General features: G+C 40.5%; 15 protein-coding genes. 6 read left to right on the forward strand and 9 right to left on the reverse strand.

Annotated features, from left to right (window positions below; translation table 11 throughout):
- Positions 1-29 precede the first annotated feature (29 nt).
- Positions 30-1,013 carry a hopanoid-associated sugar epimerase gene (gene hpnA / locus ACQFX9_RS17670; protein WP_427157323.1) on the reverse strand — a complete coding sequence of 328 codons (984 nt, stop codon included), beginning with the start codon at positions 1,011-1,013 and terminating at the stop codon, positions 30-32.
- Positions 1,013-3,751: an efflux RND transporter permease subunit gene (locus ACQFX9_RS17675; RefSeq protein WP_427157324.1), complete on the reverse strand. Its 2,739-nt coding sequence runs from the start codon at positions 3,749-3,751 to the stop codon at positions 1,013-1,015. The genes hpnA and ACQFX9_RS17675 overlap by 1 nt, the downstream gene beginning before the upstream one ends.
- Positions 3,752-4,377: 626 nt before the next feature.
- Between ACQFX9_RS17675 and ACQFX9_RS17680 the strand changes: the two genes are divergently transcribed.
- The 4 genes from ACQFX9_RS17680 to ACQFX9_RS17695 all read left to right on the forward strand — a co-directional run bounded on the left by ACQFX9_RS17680 (position 4,378) and on the right by ACQFX9_RS17695 (position 7,557).
- The gene (locus ACQFX9_RS17680; RefSeq protein ID WP_427157326.1) at positions 4,378-5,103 is read left to right on the forward strand and encodes a hypothetical protein; all 726 of its coding nucleotides are present in this window, start codon (positions 4,378-4,380) and stop codon (positions 5,101-5,103) included.
- A 203-nt stretch (positions 5,104-5,306) separates the two neighbouring features.
- Positions 5,307-5,972, forward strand: a complete 666-nt coding sequence (locus ACQFX9_RS17685; protein ID WP_427157328.1) for a phosphorylase — start codon at positions 5,307-5,309, stop codon at positions 5,970-5,972.
- Between the two features lie 387 nt (positions 5,973-6,359).
- Positions 6,360-6,524, forward strand: a complete 165-nt coding sequence (locus tag ACQFX9_RS17690; protein ID WP_427157329.1) for a hypothetical protein — start codon at positions 6,360-6,362, stop codon at positions 6,522-6,524.
- A gap of 82 nt (positions 6,525-6,606) precedes the next feature.
- Entirely contained in the window at positions 6,607-7,557 is a 951-nt protein-coding gene (locus ACQFX9_RS17695) for a ribonuclease Z (RefSeq protein WP_427162924.1), read from the forward strand.
- A gap of 135 nt (positions 7,558-7,692) precedes the next feature.
- On the opposite strand, the gene ACQFX9_RS17700 is transcribed toward ACQFX9_RS17695, so the two are convergent.
- From ACQFX9_RS17700 to ACQFX9_RS17720, 5 genes are all read right to left on the reverse strand, one after another.
- The gene (locus ACQFX9_RS17700; protein WP_427157331.1) at positions 7,693-10,857 is read right to left on the reverse strand and encodes a GAF domain-containing sensor histidine kinase; all 3,165 of its coding nucleotides are present in this window, start codon (positions 10,855-10,857) and stop codon (positions 7,693-7,695) included.
- A gap of 261 nt (positions 10,858-11,118) precedes the next feature.
- Positions 11,119-11,856 (reverse strand): peptidylprolyl isomerase, encoded by a 738-nt coding sequence (locus ACQFX9_RS17705; protein WP_427157333.1) that lies wholly within the window; start codon positions 11,854-11,856, stop codon positions 11,119-11,121.
- Between the two features lie 175 nt (positions 11,857-12,031).
- A complete protein-coding gene (locus ACQFX9_RS17710) occupies positions 12,032-13,561 on the reverse strand; it encodes an HlyD family efflux transporter periplasmic adaptor subunit (RefSeq protein WP_427157335.1) in 1,530 nt (509 codons plus the stop codon).
- A gap of 176 nt (positions 13,562-13,737) precedes the next feature.
- Entirely contained in the window at positions 13,738-16,779 is a 3,042-nt protein-coding gene (locus ACQFX9_RS17715; RefSeq protein ID WP_427157336.1) for a peptidase domain-containing ABC transporter, read from the reverse strand.
- Between the two features lie 74 nt (positions 16,780-16,853).
- Complete coding sequence (locus ACQFX9_RS17720) at positions 16,854-17,456, reverse strand: helix-turn-helix domain-containing protein (RefSeq protein WP_427157338.1); 603 nt, start codon at positions 17,454-17,456, stop codon at positions 16,854-16,856.
- 1,110 nt (positions 17,457-18,566) lie between these two features.
- On the opposite strand from ACQFX9_RS17720, the gene ACQFX9_RS17725 reads away from it, so the two are divergent.
- Together ACQFX9_RS17725 and ACQFX9_RS17730 are read left to right on the forward strand one after the other, a co-directional pair.
- Positions 18,567-18,722 carry a hypothetical protein gene (locus tag ACQFX9_RS17725; protein ID WP_427157340.1) on the forward strand — a complete coding sequence of 52 codons (156 nt, stop codon included), beginning with the start codon at positions 18,567-18,569 and terminating at the stop codon, positions 18,720-18,722.
- A 157-nt stretch (positions 18,723-18,879) separates the two neighbouring features.
- A complete protein-coding gene (locus tag ACQFX9_RS17730) occupies positions 18,880-20,232 on the forward strand; it encodes a tetratricopeptide repeat protein (RefSeq protein ID WP_427157342.1) in 1,353 nt (450 codons plus the stop codon).
- Positions 20,233-20,287: 55 nt separating this feature from the next.
- Here ACQFX9_RS17730 and ACQFX9_RS17735 read toward each other — a convergent pair whose 3' ends face one another.
- Positions 20,288-21,031 (reverse strand): peptidylprolyl isomerase, encoded by a 744-nt coding sequence (locus ACQFX9_RS17735; protein ID WP_427157344.1) that lies wholly within the window; start codon positions 21,029-21,031, stop codon positions 20,288-20,290.
- A 64-nt stretch (positions 21,032-21,095) separates the two neighbouring features.
- Positions 21,096-22,604 (reverse strand): HlyD family efflux transporter periplasmic adaptor subunit, encoded by a 1,509-nt coding sequence (locus ACQFX9_RS17740; RefSeq protein ID WP_427157346.1) that lies wholly within the window; start codon positions 22,602-22,604, stop codon positions 21,096-21,098.
- Between the last annotated feature and the right edge of the window lie 10 nt (positions 22,605-22,614).

A 22,614-nucleotide genomic window follows, 5' to 3' on the forward strand; every position in this document is an offset into this window, starting at 1 on the left:
GATATGCCCCATGCCCCATGCCCCATGCCCTAATTTACATAGCCATTAGCTAAAAACCAATCTACAGCGTCTTTGAGGGCGATATTGATGGGGGATTGGGGTAGTCCTAATTCTCTAACGGCTTTGTCAGGATTGTAATACATTGTCTGCTGTGACATTCGCACACCATCTAGGGGAACGGTGGGGGTTTTGCCTAGAGGTGCGAGAATTTTTTCGTCAACCCAAGCGACAGTTAGAGGTAGCCAGTTAGGGACTGTGTATTGGGGTGCGGGAATTTTTGTGATGTCTGCGAGTTGTTCTAGTAGTTGTTTGAGGGTGAGGTTTTGATGGCCTAGAATATAGCGATCGCCTTTTCTTCCTTTTTGCAATGCTAATAAATGTCCCCAGGCGACATCGCGCACATCAATAAAGTTGAGTCCGGTGTTGACGTAGGCTGGCATTTGTCGCCGCAAAAACCGCAAGATAATCTCACCTGTGGGTGTGGGTTTAATATCTAATGCCCCAATGGGGCTGCTAGGGTTGACAATGACGACATCTTGACCATTAGCTGCGGCTTTGACGGCGACTTGTTCGGCGAGAAATTTCGATTTTTTGTAATCTCCTACCAACTTTTCCACAGGGCTTTGGTGGGTTTCACCGACAATTTCACCAGATGCACCCACACCAATCGCTGCTACGGAACTTGTATATACAGTGCGCTCAATGCCAGCTTTTTGGGCAGCATTTAACACATTGGCTGTTCCCTCGACGTTGTAAAGATAGAGTAAATCCCGGTCTTTTTGCCACAGGGAATAATGGGCGGCGACATGAAAGAGATACTTGCAACCAAGCATCTGTTGCCATAGTTCGGGATGATTGAGATCACCCTTGACAATTTCCACATCTAACCCTTGCAGATTACCCAAGTTACTATTCGGGCGTACAAGTGCTTTGACTTGGTATCCCTGCTGCAACAATAGGCGCACCACATGAGAGCCAATAAAACCAGTTCCCCCTGTGACAAATACTTGCATTAGTCTTTCACCTGCTTAAATCGAGGAAACCAATCGTCTAAGACGGCGTAGACTACGGGGACAACAATCAAGCTGAGGATACTGGATGTGACCAAACCACCAGCAATAGCTACAGCCATAGGCGATCGCAATTCTGAACCAGCACCAAAGCCCAAGGCAATGGGTAGCATCCCGACAATAGTGGAAACAGTGGTGATCATAATTGGTCTGAGTCTGATTGGCCCTGCTTTCAAGATGGCTTCTGTACGTGCTAAACCGGCTTGGCGTAGCTGATTAATGAAATCTACCAACAAAATAGCGTTTTTGTTCGCCTGTCCTAGCAAGAATACAAAACCAATTAGGGAAATCATCCCGAAATCGCTCTTGGTAAAGAGTAATGCTAACATTGCTCCCACCACAGCCAAGGGGAGAGAAACGCCGATGACTATCGGATCTACCCAGCTTTTGAACAGTAAAATTAACACAACGATGATACACAAGGTCGATAAAATCAAAGTCGTGGCGAAGCTACCAAAAACTTCATTTTGACGGGCAGAATCTCCCCCTAAGTCGGGAGTGACATCATTAGGTAATACTGTTTTGGCTTCCGCCAGAATTTTATCTGTCGCATCACCCAAAGTTAAATCCTGACCTAAGTTGGCACTAATATAAGCTACCCGTTGACTGTTCAAGCGTTCAATTTGAAACACTTGTCCAGTATTGTTGGTTTCGCCTGTAACAGTGACATCTGCAAATCCAGGGAGTTTGGTAATTCGGTCTTTCAACTTTTTCGCTGCTTGATTTAAAGTCTGGAGATCATTACCGCGCAGTGCTAGTTGTAAAGGTTTTTGTCCACCGGTGTCTACAAATTGAATATCTTCAACGCTGGTAGTCACGCCGGGAAGCTTAGGCAAATTTTGCCGTAATTCGTCTTGTAGTTCTGCGGTTTTAATTTTGCGGTCTTCCTTGAGTTTGACATACAGCGTTCCCTTATTGGGTTCACCCTCCCGCGAACCGACGGTGGTAAATACTGTCTCCACATCTGGGTATTTTCTCACCACCGCTTCTAGTTTTTTGGCTACTTCTAGAGAATCATTCAGGGGGTTAGGAATTGGGAATTGGGCATTGGGAATAGGGGATTGGGTATTGGGTGAAACTGCTCCTCTGCTCCTCTGCTCCTCTGCTCCTCTGCTTTGTTGTTGTGCTAACTGTTGCAAAGCTGCTAAATCAGGGATTTTCGGTAAGGGTGCGGTGTAGGTAATATTGAATTCACCGCGATCTAATTTGGGGATAAATCCTTTGGGAATGAAGGGAACGATCGCCATTCCGCCAGCAAAACTGAGTACGGCTAAACCGATAATTATAGTGCGATGGTTTAACGACCAAGCTAGTAAATTGCGATAAGCTTCAGTAAAATATACGCCGATGTCGATTTCTCTACGTCGAGAAGCTGTTTGTGGTGGTTTTAGCCAGTAAATAGATAAAACTGGTGATAAAGTCCGTGCTACTAAGGTAGAAACAATGTAGGCGGCGGAAACTGTAATGCCGAATGGCTTGAAAAATTGTCCTACTACTCCACCCATTAAACCAATCGGTAAGAAAACTGCGATCGCAGTGGCGGTAGTGGCGACGACTGTTAAACCGATTTCATCTGTGGCTGAGTGTGCAGCTTGGCGGGGAGTTTCACCTTCTTGGATGTGGCGCAGGATGTTTTCTACATCGATGATGGCATCATCCACAACGCTACCGATAATTAACGCTAAGGCTAACAGCGTAATTGTCTCTAAGTTAAAGCCAAATATCGCCATGACAATCATCGTCGCCAGTAATGACGTAGGAATTGCCAAAGCAGAAATGAGAGTGGCGCGCCAATTCCATAAAAATGGGAAAATGACGACGATCGCTAAAACAATGGCTTCTATTAACGCATCTATAGTTGACTGGGTAGCATGACGGATATATTCCGCTTGGGTAGACGCTAGGGTGAATTTAATATCTTTAAAGTCTGTGCGGAGTTTTTGGACTTCCTTTTCAACTCGGCTGACTACTTCTAAAGTGTTAGCATCGCCACGCTTGATGACTTGAAATGCTAATGCTTCTTGACCATTAAATCTGACTAAAGTCGCTCCCCCTTGAGGTAAAGCCGCCGTGTTATTTGTGGGGTTGAGGGGAGACGCTGTATTCGGAACGCCTAAAAGAGAGACTTTTAAAACTCCTGGTAATTTAGCGATCGCTGGGATAATTTTATCGTTTGCCAGTTTCGTTAAATCAGTGAGAGTTTTTGTAGAGCTTTCCAGAGCGTAACTCACAGCCGCCGATTCATTTAAATTCAGGGGAATAATTTTATAATTCGCTTCCTGGGGTAAAGTCAGCTGCTTGAGTGCAGTTTCGACATTGCGAGTAGATGTTTCTAGATTTGTTCCTACAGCAAAAGATAAGCTGACAGCCGCTTGTCCTGGATAACTAGATGAGCGAATATCCTCTAATCCTTCTGCTTTTAGAGAATTCAGCTTTTCTTCTATGGGGATGGCCAGCTTTTTTTCAGTATCAACAGCCGTTTGCAGGGGAGCAGTAGCATTTACTACTACTACTGGGAAGGTAATATCTGGAAATAGAGCATACTTGAGAGAACTGAAAGCTAGAAACCCAGCTACAGCCACCGCAATCCAGAAACTTACCGTTAGCCATGAATACTCAATGGCTAATCGCGAAATATTAAAACGCTCTCGTGCAGATTTTGAGCCATTAAGCTTTGCCATCTTGGGAAATCATCACGCGGAAGACATAATTATTTGCCATGCTACTACAATAATTGACTGAACGAAGCAAGACGATTATCTTGCTGTTGACGACAAACAGTAGTAGGCGATAGGTAGTGTGTGCGTTTCTTCCAGATGAAAGTGGAATGTTTTTACAGAGACAAGAGTGAGTAGGGGAAACACTAAGGCACTTTACAGTCACTGTTGACTATGGGCTAGTGAATCATAACCAATAACCAATGATTAGCGATCGCCTGTCTGCTACATTTTTTCATTTTAATTTTAGTTCCACTTTCAATCACATACTTTGATACCTTGGTTATTTATTAAGAATAATCACTGATGTTAAAAACATTTTGCATGAGTAATATGTAACAAATTGCATAGCAATTACTACTTAAAATTAGTCGGTCATATTTGCTTAATTCAATGACTATTAAAACACCTGAGCCATCAAACATACAAAAAATCATAAACAGTTAATATTAGTTAACTCCACAAAAACTTTCATGTTGATATGAACTTAAACGTCAGCGTTAGCGAGTTATAACTTGATATGAATAATACTAATAAATATTTATAGAAAAATATTTAAACAAGTAATTATAAATCACATAGAAAAGAATATGATGCAAAATACAAAATTACTAGATAAACAAATTTTATTCATAGCTATCAGTTCTATTTTTATATTTGTATCTCCTGTTGTTGCTCAGGATAATAAAAATGAAGATAGAGCAGGATTGACTTGTCAGCAAATGTTGTCTCTAGGTAAAAAAACCTGGGAAGAATATTTTTACAAAGTTACTGGTGATTCCTCTCTAGCAGGAACAGACAGAGCTTATGTAACCTATGCAGAATGTCATAGAGAACGTAATAATAGAAGACTAGCAGCTTTTCCTAACTCCACTAGACAAAGGATTAATACATATCGTAATCTATATCAAAAATACCGTCATAGTCACATTGGTTTAACTGGAGCTTACGTTGGTGGAGGGACAATGTTTGGACATGCGTCAGCACGAACATCAACCTTAGATGAGGAACTAGTAGAGACTTTGATCAATTTATATAGTGAATCTAAGTCATCAAATAATTCAGTCAAGAAAGGAATAGAAAGAAAAATTAAAATCATGAGAAATAAAATTAGCCAAATTAATCCTAATATTCCCAAGAATCGTAGAGATTTTGTGTCAGCAGAGTATATTCCATACGGTGTTTCTAGTTATGCAGATTTAGAAAGTAGCCTTAATTCTCTAAGTGCTATGTTATTAAAAGAAAATAGTAAGGTAGGTTTAGCAGTTCTCAATTTTATAGATAAAGCTAATAATATTTTTAGTATAAGTAGATAAGAATCATGTTCTCAAAGTCAGAAACTATTTGTAACCAATAATATTGACCTTAGTAAAGCAACGTTAATACAGGAGTCAAATATGATTCCTATAGTCACTGATCTTTTTGACCCACTAGCTTGAGTAGCGGATGCTATATAATCCGTTATATGTTACTCATGTTGAAGCGTGCTTAACCTCGGTGATTATTCCTAAGAAATAAAATGCTAACGGTTTTAGTTCCGCAGGGTGCAGAATATGGGGCGGTTTGTCGCGGTTTAAAGTGCGTGACAGGTGAACAGCCGACTGTGAAATCCATACCAGTAGGTGTTCAGGCTGTCAGAGAATATTTACAACAATGGTCACAAACCAAAGACTTTGAGAATCAAGTCAAAGCCGGAATATTAGTTGTCGGTTTATGTGGTAGTTTAACTCAACAGTACAAAGTTGGGGATGTTGTGCTGTATCAAAATTGCCTTTATCAACAACAAACACTGGAATGTAGTCATATAGTCAATTCACATATCCAGTCAATAGTCAATGTAGTTAAATCATTGACAAGCGATCGCGTGATTTGTTCTGCCACCGAAAAACGCTATCTTGGGGAAACAATGGGGGTTGATGTGGTGGATATGGAAGGCTTCGCTGTTCTGGAGTTTTTTCATCACATTGGTGTAGAAGTGGCAATCTTAAGAGTAGTTAGTGATGATTGCAATTATGATATCCCCGACATCTCAACAGCGATCGATTCTGATGGTTCTTTAAAACCTTTATCTCTAGCATGGCAATTTATCCGTCAACCCATAGCAGCAAATCGCCTAATTCGGGGTTCTTTGCAAGGATTAAAGGTGCTGGAACAAACCACAAAATTACTGTTTTATGAACAATGAGTCAGCACTAGATATTCTCTAGGACTTATATTTGATTCCTTCTCACCTGTTCCCTGTTGTCCGTTAAATTTGGGAAGGGACTTCCAGATAAAAAATATCCAAACTGTAGGGTGCGTCAGTGAGAGAAAACCTAACTATACCAAGAGGTTATTCATACTGACGCACCCTACTAAGCTGTTCCCCGTTCCCCGTTAAATTTGGTAATTGCTAAATTCCAGAATGTTTTCCCGCAATTTTAGCAGCAATTTTTGATCTCCCCAGAAATATAACAGGTAAGTATCAACCTCAAATTTGCCGAATCTTTGAGCAGTGCCATACCGCAAGGGGGAAAATATGACTCACAGAAAATGTCCTTTGCACAAACTTTTGCTCATTTGCATTCTCAGTATGTTTATCAGTCCCCTTCAGGTAGCATTAGCAACTTATCAGCCACCCGATGATCAAAAACCGCCAAAAGATTCCTCTGATGCTTTAAAACTAAAGCCGTTAATTAATAAAAACGTAGATAAGTTTCCCTTACACCCTTACACCCTTACACCCCCATACCCCTAAACCAGTTGTAAATTTGCTGAATAATCATGCCACTATAGAAGACAGAGCTTTAAATTCAGCAAAAGAAAGGCTAGAAAACGCTGTGCAGATCACATTTTTGGGGACAAGTTCCGGTGTACCTACAAAATCACGTAATGTTTCTAGTGTTGCCCTCAGATTACCGCAAAGGGCAGAATTTTGGCTATTCGACTGTGGTGAAGGTACTCAGCACCAACTTTTGCGGAGTGAACTGAAAACTAGCCAAATCTCTCGCATTTTTGTCACCCATATGCACGGCGACCACATTTTTGGCTTGACGGGACTTTTGGCTAGTTGCGGTTTAGCGGGAAATGTGGAGAGAGTTGATATATACGGGCCACCCGGACTAAATGACTATCTCCAAGCGGCTTCTCGTTACTCCCATACACATTTTTCCTATCCGATTAAGGTTCATACCGTCCGCCCTGGTGTCATCTATGAAGATGAGGAATTTACTGTGACTTGTGGTCTTTTACATCACCGGATTACAGCTTTTGGCTATCGCGTAGCTGAAAAAGACCGCGCCGGACGTTTTGACGTAGAAAAAGCTAAAAGCTTGCAAATCCCCCCAGGACGGATTTATGGTCAACTCAAACGGGGCGAGACTGTCACTTTAGAAGATGGGCGAGTCATCCACGGTACAGAATTATGTGGCCCTACGGAAATAGGGCGTAAAATTGCCTACTGTACAGATACGATTTATTGTGATGGTGCAGTGGAATTGGCACAGGATGCTGATGTATTAATTCATGAAGCTACTTTTGCTCATCAAGACGCAGATATGGCTTTTCAGAGACTACACTCAACAACCACAATGGCAGCACAAACAGCATTAACTGCGGGTGTGCGTAAATTGATCATGACTCACTTTAGTCCACGCTACGCCCCTGGTAATGTCGTGGAGTTGAGAGATTTACTCAAAGAAGCCCGTGCTATTTTTCCAAAGACGGAAATGGCTTATGATTTCATGACTTATGATGTTCCGAGGCGGCGAGAACTGGCTTTAAATCATTAAGGGAATAGGGCATGGGGCTGGTCAATTCAAAATTCAAAATTCAAAATTAGAGAACTTTGGGCATGGGGCATCGAAGTCAAGCCTACCTTGTCTCCCTTGTCCCCAATCCCCAGTCCCCAATCCCCAATCCCAACCCTAACCTGCTACCTGATGAATTGGTAACTCAACGACAAATTCTGTACCTTTACCTAGTTCGGATTGACAGTATATCTTGCCTTTGTGTTTATCTGTGACAATTTGATAGCTGATAGAGAGTCCTAATCCTGTACCTTTACCGACGACTTTAGTCGTAAAAAACGGATCGAACAAGCGAGACAGTACCTTTTCATCCATGCCTAGTCCATTATCTGCAATCCGAATACTGATCCAGTCTTGGTTGACGCGGGAAGTAGAAATACGGATTTCGCTGGGATGATCTGCGATCGCTTCTGGTTTGGCTTGGGTATGGCGTTCTTCTAGGGCATCAATGGCATTAGATAATAGATTCATAAACACTTGATTGAGCTGACCAGGATAGCATTCTATCTGGGGTAAATCATCATAATCTTTGGTGACATGAATTACAGGATTCTCTGGTGAGGACTTTAAACGGTGTTGCAAAATCATTAATGTGCTATCAATGCCTTCGTGAATATTGGCGACTTTAAAGTCAGCTTCATCTAGGCGGGAAAAGTTTCGCAATGAGGTGACAATTTCACAAACTCGCTCAGTACCCACCTTCATTGACTGGAATAATTTTGGTAAGTCGTCAAATAAAAACTCTATTTCGGCTTGCTTGAGAAACTCTAGAATCTCTGGTGCAGCATGGGGGTGATAACGTTGATAAAGTTCTACACAACGCAGTAAATCTTGGGTGTATTGGTTGGCGTGTTCTAAGTTACCGTGAATAAAATTGATGGGATTATTAATTTCATGAGCCACTCCAGCTACTAGTTGTCCCAAGCTAGCCATTTTTTCAGCATGAACAATTTGCATTTGAGCTTTGCGTAGTTCTTTTAAAGTCTGCGCTAGTTGATTGGCTTCTTCACGGGTTTGACCGAGTAAACTAGATTGTTGAAACAAGTTAGCTTGACGCAGTGCAACGCTCATTTGAGCCGCTACTTGGGTGACAAATTCTAATTCGCTGTCGTCCCACTGGCGCGCATGGGTGCATTGATGAATACACAACAATCCCCAAAGTTCATCACCTTCTTTTAAGGGGACGACAATCTGGGCTTTGACTTGGAATTTTTCAATGATATCTAAATGGGGTACTTTTGTCCCGACACTGTTGACATCAGAGATGACTTGTATTTCTCCTTGACGGTATTGGGGTGCGAACTGATCGCCAAAGCAATAGTCTTGCACCTTGACTGCAAGGGCAGAATTAAACTTCGGTACTACGTCTTCGGCGATGAATTCCCCACTACAAAAACCGACATGGGGATCAAAACGGAAGATTCCGACTCGATCTGCTGTGAGCGATCGCCTAATTTCTTGAACCATGCTTTTGAAGATGGTGTCTAAATCCAAAGATTCGCGGATTTTGACGACTAAATCAAATAAAATGCGTCGTTGTTCTGCCGATTGATGTAGTTCATCCATACGAGTTTGAATTTGCGTCACCATTTGGGAACTTTGCAGTGCTACTCCTAGTTGACTAGCTACCTGTCCTAAAAATTCCACTTCCACATGATCCCACTGACGGGGGGCAGAATGTTGATAAGCCGCCAGCAATCCCCAGAGATTCCGCCCTACGAAAATAGGGGTTAATACATAGGCGCGAATTTTGAACTGTTCTAAAATATCTAAGTGACAACGAGAGTGTCCGGCTTGATAGATGTCGTTAACTGCAAAATTTTCATTGTTGCGGTAGCGTCCGCCTTTAGTTTCTTGTAGATGGGTGTCTTCCCAAACCAGATTTTTACCAAAGGGATTGATGCTATCCCACTGGGCTTCTACCATGCCGAAATTACTGACAAATTCGCCACTCCAGTCGGGATTAAAGCGATAAACGCCGACACGCTCAACTTTTAGTAGTTTACAGACTTCTTGACAAGTGGTTTTCAAAATCAAATCAATATCGAGGGAAGAGCGAATTTTACCCACTACTTCCGTCAGGGCGCGCTGACGAGCGATCGCTTCTTGGAGGGCGATCGCTTGTTGTTTGGACTGGACAAAGTTATCGGCCTGCTGAATCGCCACGCCTAATTGCGCTCCTACCTGTCCTAAAAACTCAATTTCGTAATTTGCCCATTGGCGGGGGCCAGAATGTTGATAGGCGGCGATGAGTCCCCAGAGTTTTGCGCCGGTGAAGATGGGTGCTAAGACATAAGCCCGAATTTTAAATTGCTCTAGAATGTCAATGTGACAGCGCGAATGTCCAGCTTGATAAATATCATTGACAGCAAAACTTTCGTTATTGCGGTAGCGTCCCCCTTGGGTTTCTTTGAGGTGGCTATCTTCCCAAACCATATTTTTGCCAAAGGGTTGGATTCTATCCCATAGCGGTTCTACCATCCCAAATTGACTGACAAATTCGCCACTCCAGTCGGGATGAAAACGATATACTGCGGCTCGTTCTAGCTTCAGTAATTGACACAGTTCTTGACAAGCCGTGTTGAGAATGATTCCTGTATCGACGGAGGAGCGAATATTGCTCACAACTTCTGCTAAAGTCCGTTGACGGGCGATCGCATCTTGTAATTCGGTGGTGCGTTGTTTGGTTGCTTCCAGCATTTCTGCTTGCTGCATCCCCACACCCAAATGACTAGCAGCCTGCGCTAAGAATTCTACCTCATGGGGATACCAATGTCTGGGGGTAGAATGTTGATAGGCGGCTAGTAAACCCCAGAGTTTAGCACCCACAAAAATCGGTGCGATCGCATATGCTCGAATCTGAAACTGTTCTAATACTTCAATATGACAACGGGCGTGACCTGCACTGTAAATATCAGCCACAGCGAATGGTTCATTTTTCCGATAACGTCCCCCTTGAGTTTCTTGCAGATGGGAATCTTGCCAAACTAAGTCCTGGCCAAAAGCAGTCAGTGTATTCCACGGAGATTCTGCAAAACCAAAACGATTGATGAAACTACCACTCCAATCAGCATTAAAGCGATAGATGGCTATGCGCTCAATTTTCAATTGTCTACCAATATCTTGACAAGAAGTCGAGCAAAGAGACTCTAAACTCACAGATGCCCGAATTTTCGCTAAAATCCTCGTCAAGATTTTCTGGTACTGCATTACTAGCTCTAACTGTTGACAACAGTCTTGCTGGTTTAATTGGTGGTGAGTTCCATAATCGTTGATGGTCATAATTGCAGAGAATATTAAATACCTTTATTTAGTGTTCCCAAATTTACCTAAATTTATTTCTTTGATTAGAGATCACAATGGAAACTAGAACTTAGTGGTGATGACGATATTTAGCAGATATGATAATAGATCAGCAAAAATGAGTAATAACCCAGCCTTAACCCACGGGAACAGGCACGAAAACCGATATTCAGTCAGGCTTTGATGACTATTGCCTGTTTCCTATTCCCTATAAATGAGGGCTTCGTTCTCTTAAATCCTTCAGTTCAATTCAGCGACAACTTCGACGTTATTGATTTGCTCTGCTAGCCAAATTGAGAATAACTCTCTAGTAATTTGCAACCGTCGCTGTTCATCTAATGTAGGAGTAATAATTTCTTCGACAGCAATGATATGTACACCTTGGGGTGTAATGATGGGTTTGAGGATTTGGGGAGGAGTAGCAGCAAAAACCGCCGCCGCAATTTCTGGGCGAAAATCTCGCCGATAACGAATTCCTTGATATCCACCTGCACGCCGAATTTCTGGGGTTTGGATGTATTGACGAGCAATTTCTTGAAAACTAATTTCACCTTCTTTTAAAGCATAAAATAACTCTAAAGCTAAATCTTCATCATCTAAGATAACTTCATAAGTTACAGCCCCAGTATAGTCAATTTTATGAGCATAAAAAAAAGGTTCAATCTTATCAGCAAATAAATGATTAGCTAATTTAGCAGATAGTAAATTAGTTTTAGCCATATCTTCAAAGTCATCTAAAGAAAGATAATGTTTATTCAGCCAATTCCAAGTGTCTTCTGCCTTGAATAATTGGTAAGTAAAACGCAGACTATCAGCAGCTTGTTGTAGTTCTTCTATCGAGATTTCAATCCCCGCTTGTACAGCAGCCTCCGTAATAATTCTGGCAGTAGCGATCGCTTCTAGAAAATTCGGAATTTGACAAGATAATTTCAGATGATAAACAATATCTGCAACAGATAACTTGATCAGCTTCGACATGATACATTCTCCCTGATAATTATTGGTGGTGATTATTAATTGGGGAATGGGGAATGGGGCATGGGGCATTGGGCATGGGGAATAGGGCATGGGGCATTGAGGTAAAATATACCTCGTCTCCCTCGTCTCCCTTGTCTTCCTTGTCCCCAATCCCCAATCCCCATTCCCCATTCCCCTACAACTCCAAACCGCCTTTTTGCAACTTCTTGAATGGATCTAAGACAAAATCAATTACCCGACGTTGACGGATAATGACTTCGGCTGAGGCTGTTTGTCCTGGGGTGAGGACAATACGTTTGTTACCAGCTTGGATATAAGGTTGGTCGATGATGATATCCATTTCGTAGGTTTCTGTATTACCTTGGCTGGTGGTTTGAATTTTGGAGTCGGGAGAAATCCAACTGACGCGCCCTTGAATGATGCCGTAGTCTTGGAAGGGATAGGCATCAAACTTGATTTTAACTGGCATTCCCACCTTCAAGAAACCGCTTTGTTGGCTGGGCATTTGTGCTTTCAGGATTAAAGGTGTATTTTGGGGTGCGATTTGGGCGACTATCTGGCCTGACTCCACTACGGGGCCTGGTTTATCTATGGGTAGCTCAAAAACTGTGCCATCAATAGGCGATCGCACTACTCTTTGTTGTAGTTGTAGTTTCAAAGATGCAATCTGGCTTTTACTTTGGGCAATGTCTGATTGCAAGTTAGTAATTTGTCCTTGCAAATCTTTTAGCTGTTCTTGGCTTTTTAATACTGCTAATTTACCCGCTTGAACAACGCTTTGATAACTACTGAGTTGTTCTTGCAGACGCAGTTGTGCTTGGCCAATTTCGGCTTGAATTTGACTAATGGTGGCTTGGTAACGACTCTGTTCTTCTCTTAAACGCAACTGTGCCTGCATTATCTCTGCATCAGCTTGCAGTAAAGAGCGTTGACTATCTTCAGCAGAGTTTTCTAATTCCACAATCTTAATTTGTGGAATTGCACCCTGTCTTAACAGATAACGATACCGTCCCACCTCCCCTAAATCTCGCCGCAAACGCCTTTGCGCTAACTGCTGAATAATTTGAGTTGATTGAATTCTCTGTCTAGCTTGTTCTACTAGAGCTTGTTTTTCCAGTTTTTGTAAATTATAGGTACTTTGTTTAGCATCTAAATTCTGTTGGGCTTGATTCACCTGTGCCATTTTCTCCAAAGCTTGGGCTTGATTTTGCTGTTCTTGGATATTAATGGCTAGCATCAGTTGATTTTTGAGTAATTCCTGCTGTGCTTGGCGATTAGTTAATCCTGCTAATTGGGTTTCGGCTTGTTCGAGTTCTTTTTGTAAAACATCAGCATCTAATTCTAATAAAACTTGCCCAGCTTTCACCGTCGCCCCTTCTGTCACATTGACAGTTTTCACTCTCCCAGGGACGACGATACCTAACTTTTGGGTTGCGCCTTTGGGTTCTAAACGGCCTCTGGCTGTGCCGGTTTCATCAACTTTACTCAGAGAAGCCCAAGGTAGAACAATCACCGCAAAGCTAATTAAGAGATACAGCATGGAACGAGTCCAACGCTTGGGTACGGCATCGAGTAATTCCTCAGTACCGTAAAACCAATCATTAGTCTCGTTTATATCTGATGTTTGCTCATTGAAGACATAATTCAGTTCATCCGCCTGTGGTGTGACTACTACGGATGATGAGTTGTGGGATATGTGTGGCATAAATTACTCAATCAATTCAAAATTCAAAATTCAAAATTCAAAATTAAAGAACTTTGAATTTTTTCTTTTCTGTATATTTGATTTGGCAATTTCCCAGTTTTACCTAAAGCAACAAATTCTGAATTAAAGCTTTGTGCAGACTACTCTTAAACCTAAGAGATGACACATCACTTCAGTTACAAATTAGTTGTCAATTGTTGTTGATTTAGGTAAAAGTAATGGCCTTTTCGTGTGATTAGTTGATCGTGAGTACCGCTTTCGACTAGTAAACCGCGATCTAAAACTAGAATTAAGTCTGCGTGACGCACGGTGGACAGGCGGTGGGCAATAATGATGCTGGTGCGTCCTTGGAGAATGGTTTTGAGGTTGTTTTGAATCAGGCGTTCAGATTCGGAATCGAGATGGCTGGTGGCTTCATCTAAAAGTAAGAGTCTAGGATCGCCTACTAAAGCACGGGCTATAGCTAGGCGTTGGCGTTGTCCGCCAGATAACATTCCGCCACCTTCGCCAATTTCAGCTTCGTAACCCATTGGCAATCTTTGAATGAAGTCATCAGCCCCAGCTAATCGCGCCGCCGTCATTACTTGTTCTAAGCTGGCTTCAGGGTGAGCAATGCTGATATTTTCGCGGATTGTACCGCCAAATAAAAAGGTGTCTTGGTCTACTACACCGATTTGAGAACGGAGCGATCGCAGGGCTATACTAGTCACATCGTGGCCATCAATTAAAATTTTGCCATCTGTCGGCAGATATAGACCCAATATGAGTTTAAACAATGTGGTTTTCCCTGAACCACTGCGCCCGACTACGGCCACGGTTTGTTCTGGTTGAATTTCAAAGGTGAGATTTTCTAAGATGTTAATATCGCTCTCTGGATGGTAGCGAAATGTGACATTTTCAAAACGGATGTGACCCCTTAGTCTGGTTAAAATTTGTCGGGGATGGTGGTGTAAGTCTTCTTCGGGTTCGGCTTGCAAAACATCATTGATGCGTTCGGTGGAAATTGTTACTTCTTGTAACTGATTCCACAACACTACTAAGCGTTGAAAGGGTCGAATAATGTTACCCAACAACATATTAAAGGCTACTAACTGACCGATGGTCAGTTGATTTTGAATTACCAACCATGCCCCTAACCACAGTAAGCCGGTTGTGACTACAGTTTCAATGCCAGAACTAAAAATCTGCAATTGATTACTAATAATCTGCCCAGCAAAGGTTTTCTTAATCACATGATTGAGCAATTCTTCCCAACGCCAGCGCACCGTCTGTTCAATGGCCATTGAACGAATTGAACGAATCCCCGTCAAGGATTGAATTAAGTAACTGTTCTCGTTGGCGGTAGCACTAAAAACTTCTCGGCTGATGCGGCGCAAAAATGGTGTGGCGACAAGTGCCAATAAGACAAAGGGTGGGACAATGGCTAAACTGACTAATGCCATTGCCGCACTGTACCAAAACATTAGCCCCACGTAAACGAACACCGTCAGTAAATCCAAGATAATTGACAAGGCTTCCCCAGTCAAAAAACGCTGGATTTTTTGGTTTTCTTGGACACGGGAGACGATATCGCCGACATAACGCGATTCAAAAAACGCTAACGGTAAACGGAAGGTATGTTTAATAAAACCTACCAGCAGGGATACGCTAATACGGTTGGCTGTATGGTCTAGTAAATATTGTCTGAGTCCATTGACGGCGACGCGGAATAAGCCAAAAATCACCAAGCCTAAACCGACAGCGTTTAATGTGAGCGTGCTACCTTGAACTATGACCCTATCTAATAATAATTGGGTAAATAAGGGTGTAATCAGTCCCAACAACTGAATTAACACCGAAGCTGCAAACACCTCTAGTAGTACCCGTGAATGGGGTCTGACTAACTCAAACATTTGCCAGAATGGGGTACTAGCTTCTTCCGCTTGTTGGAGTTGGCTAGTAGGTTGCAATAACAACGCGTAACCAGTCCAACCGGCTTTAAATTCAGTAGTGCTGAGGGTGCGCTGTCCAATGGCGGGATCGCAGACAATAACGTGTTTTTTGGTGATGGCGTAAACTACGATGTAGTGCTTATTTTCCCAGTGGGCGATCGCAGGTAGGGTTTGTTGTGCTAATTTATCCAAACTAGCTTTAACCGGACGGGTAGTAAAACCCAGGGCTTCGGCGGCGGCTGTTAAACTTTTGAGGGATGCACCGCTACGTCTAACGTTAGCTAAATCTCGGATGCGATTTACACTGAAATTTTTACCCCAGTAGCGGCTAATCATCACTAAACAAGCTGCGCCACAGTCAGCCGCGCTTTGTTGTTCAAATAAGGGATAGCGTTGAGTAATGCGTCCCCACCAATGTCCGACTTTCACTTTGGGGCTGGGAAAATAGGCGCGTCGAGACTTGGCTTTCTTTTCTGGGGGGGGTTGTAGAGACGCGATAGAACGCGTTTCTACAACCGGGGATGGGGAGGGGTTACTTTCAATACTAGCACCAGATTCTCGAAATTCTCCCAACTGCGGCCAATATTCTAGGGCTATTTGCCAATGGTTATTTGTGAGAGTATAGATAACTGCTGATTGTGTAACTTGCCAATTACCTACATTACCAGATGCGGTAATTGTTCCTGGGGTAAATTTGCGTCCTTGTGCATCTGTGAATTCTCCTCGCTGCAATACCCATAATTTCACATCTTGCAAAAGTGACTGAGGAAGTGAACCACTAGCTAAAGTATGACGTTCAAATAAGAATAACGCTCTTAAAGCATCATCCACAGAACCGTTTTCTGGTAGTAAGGAATTTTGGCTACAAAAAACCAATAAATCCCAAGTTTCGGCTTGTTTTTTCAGGCGATCGCCAATGCTAAGATGTTCACTAATCAATGGTTGTAAAGTTGATTGTGGCAGATAGGCTAGTTTTAAATTCACAGAAGCCCTAGCCACATAAGGACTAAATTCTTGTTCAGGAAATAAAGTTAATTGACCAAAAGATGAGCCTGTAGAGAGAGTGGTGATTAAGTTCAACGAACTATCAAGTAATCTCACCTTTCCCCCAAGGATAATATATATTCCCGCCGCATCTGTCCCAGCTTGCCAAAACTGTTTAGCTATCGGCGGTGCAATTATTTCTAATCTTTGAATGCAGTCTGTTATTTCCTTTTCTGACAGCGACTCACCCAAGGTTTGGGTGAGTTGTTGGGCTAAATATTGTTGAGAAAAACCTGACGACATGAAATTAAAATTCAAAATTAGGAATTATTCTTACCCAGTTCCCAGTCCCCAATCCCCAGTCCCCAATCCCTTCTTTATCCTCTAGCTTCTATCCCCACATTAAATGACCAATTAATATGAGGTTCTGATTGAGTTGATAAGTCAGAAATTGAGATATTATTGTCCTGAATCTGTTCACTTTCGAGAGGAAGTTTATTCTTGGGTTTAGTCGAAAGTCCCATTTGTTTCAACAGGCGATTAATATGGCGATCGCTAATACTAATTCCCAATTCTGAGGCTAAATGTTTGCTTAACCATTGGGCTGTCCAATTGGTAAAAGCGTAGCCATAATCACGGGGACTATTACTAACTAATTCTTTCAATCTGTCTATGTATTGATTGTTGACAATTTTTGGTCTGCCAATGGGACGCTCATTCCATTTGTGTGCTAAACCTGCTTCTGCTATCCCAATCCAGTAGCGCGCCATTTCTTGAGAACAACCGAGTTTTTCACAAATTTGACTCTGTGATGTTCCCATATCTGCCAGTAGAATGATTTCAATACGTTTACGATATTCTGGCTGTAAATTAGTTTGTAAATTTTTGAGCAAGGCTTTACGTTGGAAGGGAGTTAAAAACTTGCTCTCGTGCAAGTCATAGTGTTCAATAATTTGTTCTTGACGAAAATATTCAGACATAATTACTACCAGGTCATGTCTCATGTAGATTTAGGCAAAATCATTGATTTTCATCAAAAAAATTGGTTGAAATCTGAAAAATCTACCTCAAGTATGATGATGATTTTGCTATTAGGATGTTGTTAAAACCTGGAATGTAGGTAAAGATTCACGTAGTGAATATTGAAGTTAATCAGACTGTAATTAAAAATCAGAGAGATATCTAGCGATATGGCAATACTAGTAAATCAATCGTCACTAATTCAACAGTTAAAAGTCAAATTTTTAATTCACCTGGCAAAAGTTAACTCAAAAGTGACAGTCTCTCAATTTAGTCATTTAACCTACTGCTACTTTTTTAGAAATTTTCTGGCAACTAGTCAATAGTTTTTATCCAAAAAAAGTTAAGTTCATGAAAATTTCATAATATGTTTACGATAAATTTATTATCAACTGATAACTCATGAGAATGTCGTCTACTGATTAAATTTATTCTGATACAAATCATGATTTAGTTATAATCACGGTTGAAAAATTATTGTCTTAAGTCTAGATATTTGAGTGCTGAGTAATGAGTAATGAGTAATGCACTTAGCACGCTGGTTATCTCGACATTCCTTTATTAATCCGTTACTTGTCAAAATTAATTGGTGGACTGATGGATATATTGCGTTTTCTAGTCTGCTGAGGTACAAATTTATCCGCGTACCCTACGGGAAGCAAGCTATATCAGTGTTAATCTGCGTTGAATTATTGTCATTTGTACTTCACTAGGGTAAGAAAGACTAGATTTCTGCTTTTAGATATAGATAAGTCACTGAGTATAAAAGTTAGTCAATATAGAGCAGTCAAGATTCTTTTGGTTGTTCTGTACCTTCATAGAGATGGGAATGTAAGTAAAGATAGCTGAAGTAAATTAATTTTGCTTTATTTTCGATTCATTTCCTATTAAAAATTTTAAAAACCATCGATTTTATATGAAAATTATGGATGAAAAATGTAAGATTTATGTTCGTTTTACAGTCGAATAACAATTGAATTCAATATAAAAATCGGCAATTATATTCACAGGAAGAGACAAGCGAAAGTCAACTTCCGAAAACAACAAATTCATAACGAGGTAATAGTTCAATGTCTGAAATTAAAATCAACAAACTCACCACTGCTAACCAAACAGAAATGGTTGACCTCAAAAAAGAAGCTGAACAAGGTAACTCTGAAGCTATTCACGCTTTCATTAGCTTACGCGGTGGATGTGCTTGTAAATGGCAAGTACAAGAATTTTAGTTTAATAAAACAAAATACTTGATAGTTATTTCTAGAATAACATCAAGTAGCTGTTTTAATTAACTTAATTTATGCGCCACAGTAGCACTAGTCAATATTTTGATAGTGTTACTGTGGTCTTCAACCATGAAATTTGTAATTACTTGCATAAAAGTTTATGTCTTTGCTAAATAATTCATTTATTAATTGGGTTAATCGCCCCTATTTCGACTTAGGAAATTATAACGCAGGCGCATTACATATTAAAGCGATAGAGTTCAGCTATAATAACCTCATTGCAGATTTAAGTTGTTCGGAAAAATCGATATTAATTAACCCGGTTACTATTATTCATCCTATTTCATTTCGAGAGTCTTTAATTCGCGAATCTGGTTTATTTCAGTATCAAATAAACAACCCGTTAGAACTAGCTGATGAGTTAAGGAATGAGCGATGGCATAATTTGTGTGACTACTTAATTCATTATCAAGAACTCTCATTTACTACGCAGCTAAGAGTTTTATATCTCCTATCAAATTTATGTTTACATCATGCTGTACTAGAATATGCACCAAAGTTTTCTAATACTGACATTGCTGATTGTTTAAACCGTGCCAAAATAGCTTATTGTCGGGCGATGTCTGGTTTAATGGCTAGGTCTGATGGTGGTAGCATAGAGAATCTTCAGGAACTTGAGATCATTGCTAATCATACACCACCAGGGAGCAAAATTCGCTTGAATGCGGCTATAGAGTTAGTAGCTTTATCTGCTAAGACATTCGGTGATTTAAACGCTACTCAATTTTGGAGTTCCCTAGCAACGCAGGAACTAAAAAATCTTGCATCTTCTCTGGATGATTTTAGCTATAAACAAATTACTAGCATCTACTATCGTGCAGTTGTGTTTGTACCTTTGTTGCAGAAAGATAGGGAAGCCGTAGTGCGTGAAATGGATTTATGTGAATCTTTAGCAGAGAGTTTGACTCACGAATATAAGAATGAAAGAGAGCAAATTACCGCACATGAAAATTTAATTACTGTGCTGGAGAGTCGTACTAAAGAAGCATTATGGTTAGGTGACATTGATTTAGCTGAAGCAAGAGCTAAAAAGATAGTAGAAATGGAACCATTATATTCTCGATATCGCTTACAATTAGGGGAAATTTTCATCAAACAGGGTAAAATTGCAGAAGCTGCTCAAATGTATCGTTCAGCTGCTAGACTAGGGCCACCAGGAACTGCGATCGCTTGGTTTATGGCTGGTCAATGTCACGAAAAATTAGGTGATTTAGATATAGCTGGTGATTGTTATTTAGCTTCTATTCAGATGGATGCTCTGGCTATTTCTGCGGTAGAACGACTGCATAATTTAGCTCCTCGTTTGGGTAATTCAGCTTTGCTAAATTGGAGTAATATTCGTCTATCAGAATTACGAGAACAGCAAAAAGCTATAGCCAGTCAAACGAGAACCTCTTACATTCCAGAAGCATCTTCTGCATTGAAAAAAGCGGGAGAACCTGTAATGATTTAGCAGATGTTCAGATACGAGACTACTTTAATAAGTCGCGTATCTAGCAATCTAGTAGTTAACTTTCATCAAGCTGAATATTATATTCCACTTGCTGGCTTTGTAACTGCAACCATTCATAATATAAATGGGCAGCGATTTCTTGATGTAATTTATCATCTAGTTGTCTTTGCACAATCTCCTCAACAAAAATTAAATGCACACCTTTAGCTGTCACAATTGGTTTTAAGATTTGCGGTGGTTGAGAAGAAAAAACAGCAGTAGAAACTTCTGGCGAGAGATTTTGACGATTCACTAAACCTAAATATCCACATTTACGACGTAACTCCGTATTTTGAATATATTTGTAAGCGACATCAAAATAACTCATCTCATCTGCTTTAATTGCATAAAAAAGTTCCCAGCCTAAATCTTCATCATCTAAAATTACCTCATACATCACCGCGCCTAGATAATTTGATTGATGTGCATAAAAGTACGGTTCAACTTTATCTGCGAATAGATGAACCGCTAACTTACCAGATAATAAACTTGTGTAGACAATATCTTCAAAATCATCTAGAGATAAATGATGTGTTGTTAACCATTGCCAAGTTTCTTCCGAATTTAACAGATTATTCACTAATCGCATTTGATCTGCGGCTTTTTGTAGTTCTTCTGGTTCAATTTTAATTGCTGCTTGTTTAGCAGTATTTTCAATTATTTGGCGGGTAATAATCTGTTGAGTTATTTCAGGTATTTGACATGACAATTTAACTTGTCGCAGAATTTCTTTGTTAGCGATAGTGATAGAGTGTGGCATGATATTTTGATATTGTGTAGTAGGTCAACAGTCAACAGTCAATAGTCAATAGTCAAAAAAATTATTACAGCTTTAAACCACCTGTTTGCAGTTGTTTAAATGGGTCAAGGATAAAATCAATTACTCGACGTTGACGTACAACTACCTCGGCTGTGGCTGTATCACCTGGACGCAAAGGAATGCACTTATTGCCACTCTTAATACAGTGCTGTTTTAAAGAGATTTCTAAGTTATAAACAGCAACTTTACCAGTGGGAGTGTCAATTTCTGTAGTAGAAGGAGAAATGTTAACTAGTTCTCCTTCTACTACACCGTAATCCTGGAAAGGATAAGCATCAAATTTGAGTTTTACTGGTAATTTTTGACGCAAAAAACCGCTTTGTGTAGTAGCGATTTGTGCGCGCACAATTAGTGATGCACCAACAGGCGCGATTTCTGCAATCATGGTTCCTGGTTGGACTACCGCACCAACTTGAGAAAAGGGAAATTGAAATACACTTCCACTTTCTGGTGCTTTTAATTCCCGTTGTGCTAACTGAATATTTAAGGATTCTATTTGTCTTTGAGTTTGAGTAATTTCTGCATCTAGAGTGGTAATTTCTGTTTGTAGATTCTTTTGTTGTTCTTCAATTCGCAATAAGGCTAACTTCGCAGAACGATTTAAAGTTTGGTAGCTGCGTTGTTGTTCATCGAGACGTAACTGTGCTTGAGTAATATCAGCTTTTCCTTGCTTGACAAACCGTTCATAACTACTCTGTTGTTCTGTGAGACGTAACTTGGCTTGTTGAATATCTGCTTGACTTTGTTCGTATAACTGTTGTTTTTCTTTAGCTAATTCTTGCTTTTCAACGAAATTAATTTCTGGGATGACTCCCTCTTGATACAGTTTACGATATCTGGTTTCTTCTTTTTGCGCGATCGCCAAACTACTTCCCATTAATTTACTCGCTGTTTTACTATGCTCAAAATTTTGTCTAGCCTGATTTAATTGAGCTAGTTTTTCTGATACTTGCAACTCATAAGTGTTTTTCAAAGCTAGTAAATTTTGTCTAGCTTGGTCAATTTGTGCTTGTTTTTCTAAAGCTTGGGATTGATTTTGTTGTTCTTGAGTTGTTAAGGCGACTACTAACTGATTTTTAGTGGAATTTAATTGCGATCGCCTGTTTAATTGTCCTTCTAATTTATCCTGTATTTGCCGTAATTCTGTTTTAGTTAAATCTGCGTCTAACATTAATAAACTCTGACCAGCCTTAACTTTCTCACCTTCCTTAACTCGAATTTCTGTAACTTTACCAGATACAGCACTATCTAATCTAATTGTCTTACCTTGAGGCTCAATTCTACCTCTAGCTGTACCTGTCTCATCTACTTTAGATAACATTGACCAAGGTAAAACTAAAGAAACAACCAAGATTAAAAAATACAGTAATCCCCTAGTCCAAACTTGAGGTAAGCTATCCAATAATTCTTTAGTAGCGATAGACCAATCTGTATTTGTTGGACTGGTTATTTCGGATATCAACTCATCTTGACTATTATCTTGAATTTTTCTGTCATTTATTACATCTGTCATATTTTACCTC

Origin of the sequence: Aliinostoc sp. HNIBRCY26, from assembly GCF_050235535.1 — a bacterium.
Classification (GTDB): domain Bacteria; phylum Cyanobacteriota; class Cyanobacteriia; order Cyanobacteriales; family Nostocaceae; genus Trichormus.

What these genes read in the sequence shown, in the direction of transcription:
- hpnA (WP_427157323.1), bottom strand. Translation starts at nt 1,013, where the DNA reads ATGCAAGTATTTGTCACAGGGGGAACTGGTTTTATTGGCTCTCATGTG.
- ACQFX9_RS17675 (WP_427157324.1), bottom strand. Translation starts at nt 3,751, where the DNA reads ATGGCAAAGCTTAATGGCTCAAAATCTGCACGAGAGCGTTTTAATATT.
- ACQFX9_RS17680 (WP_427157326.1), top strand. Translation starts at nt 4,378, where the DNA reads ATGATGCAAAATACAAAATTACTAGATAAACAAATTTTATTCATAGCT.
- ACQFX9_RS17685 (WP_427157328.1), top strand. Translation starts at nt 5,307, where the DNA reads ATGCTAACGGTTTTAGTTCCGCAGGGTGCAGAATATGGGGCGGTTTGT.
- ACQFX9_RS17690 (WP_427157329.1), top strand. Translation starts at nt 6,360, where the DNA reads ATGTTTATCAGTCCCCTTCAGGTAGCATTAGCAACTTATCAGCCACCC.
- ACQFX9_RS17700 (WP_427157331.1), bottom strand. Translation starts at nt 10,857, where the DNA reads ATGACCATCAACGATTATGGAACTCACCACCAATTAAACCAGCAAGAC.
- ACQFX9_RS17705 (WP_427157333.1), bottom strand. Translation starts at nt 11,856, where the DNA reads ATGTCGAAGCTGATCAAGTTATCTGTTGCAGATATTGTTTATCATCTG.
- ACQFX9_RS17710 (WP_427157335.1), bottom strand. Translation starts at nt 13,561, where the DNA reads ATGCCACACATATCCCACAACTCATCATCCGTAGTAGTCACACCACAG.
- ACQFX9_RS17715 (WP_427157336.1), bottom strand. Translation starts at nt 16,779, where the DNA reads ATGTCGTCAGGTTTTTCTCAACAATATTTAGCCCAACAACTCACCCAA.
- ACQFX9_RS17720 (WP_427157338.1), bottom strand. Translation starts at nt 17,456, where the DNA reads ATGTCTGAATATTTTCGTCAAGAACAAATTATTGAACACTATGACTTG.
- ACQFX9_RS17725 (WP_427157340.1), top strand. Translation starts at nt 18,567, where the DNA reads ATGTCTGAAATTAAAATCAACAAACTCACCACTGCTAACCAAACAGAA.
- ACQFX9_RS17730 (WP_427157342.1), top strand. Translation starts at nt 18,880, where the DNA reads ATGTCTTTGCTAAATAATTCATTTATTAATTGGGTTAATCGCCCCTAT.
- ACQFX9_RS17735 (WP_427157344.1), bottom strand. Translation starts at nt 21,031, where the DNA reads ATGCCACACTCTATCACTATCGCTAACAAAGAAATTCTGCGACAAGTT.
- ACQFX9_RS17740 (WP_427157346.1), bottom strand. Translation starts at nt 22,604, where the DNA reads ATGACAGATGTAATAAATGACAGAAAAATTCAAGATAATAGTCAAGAT.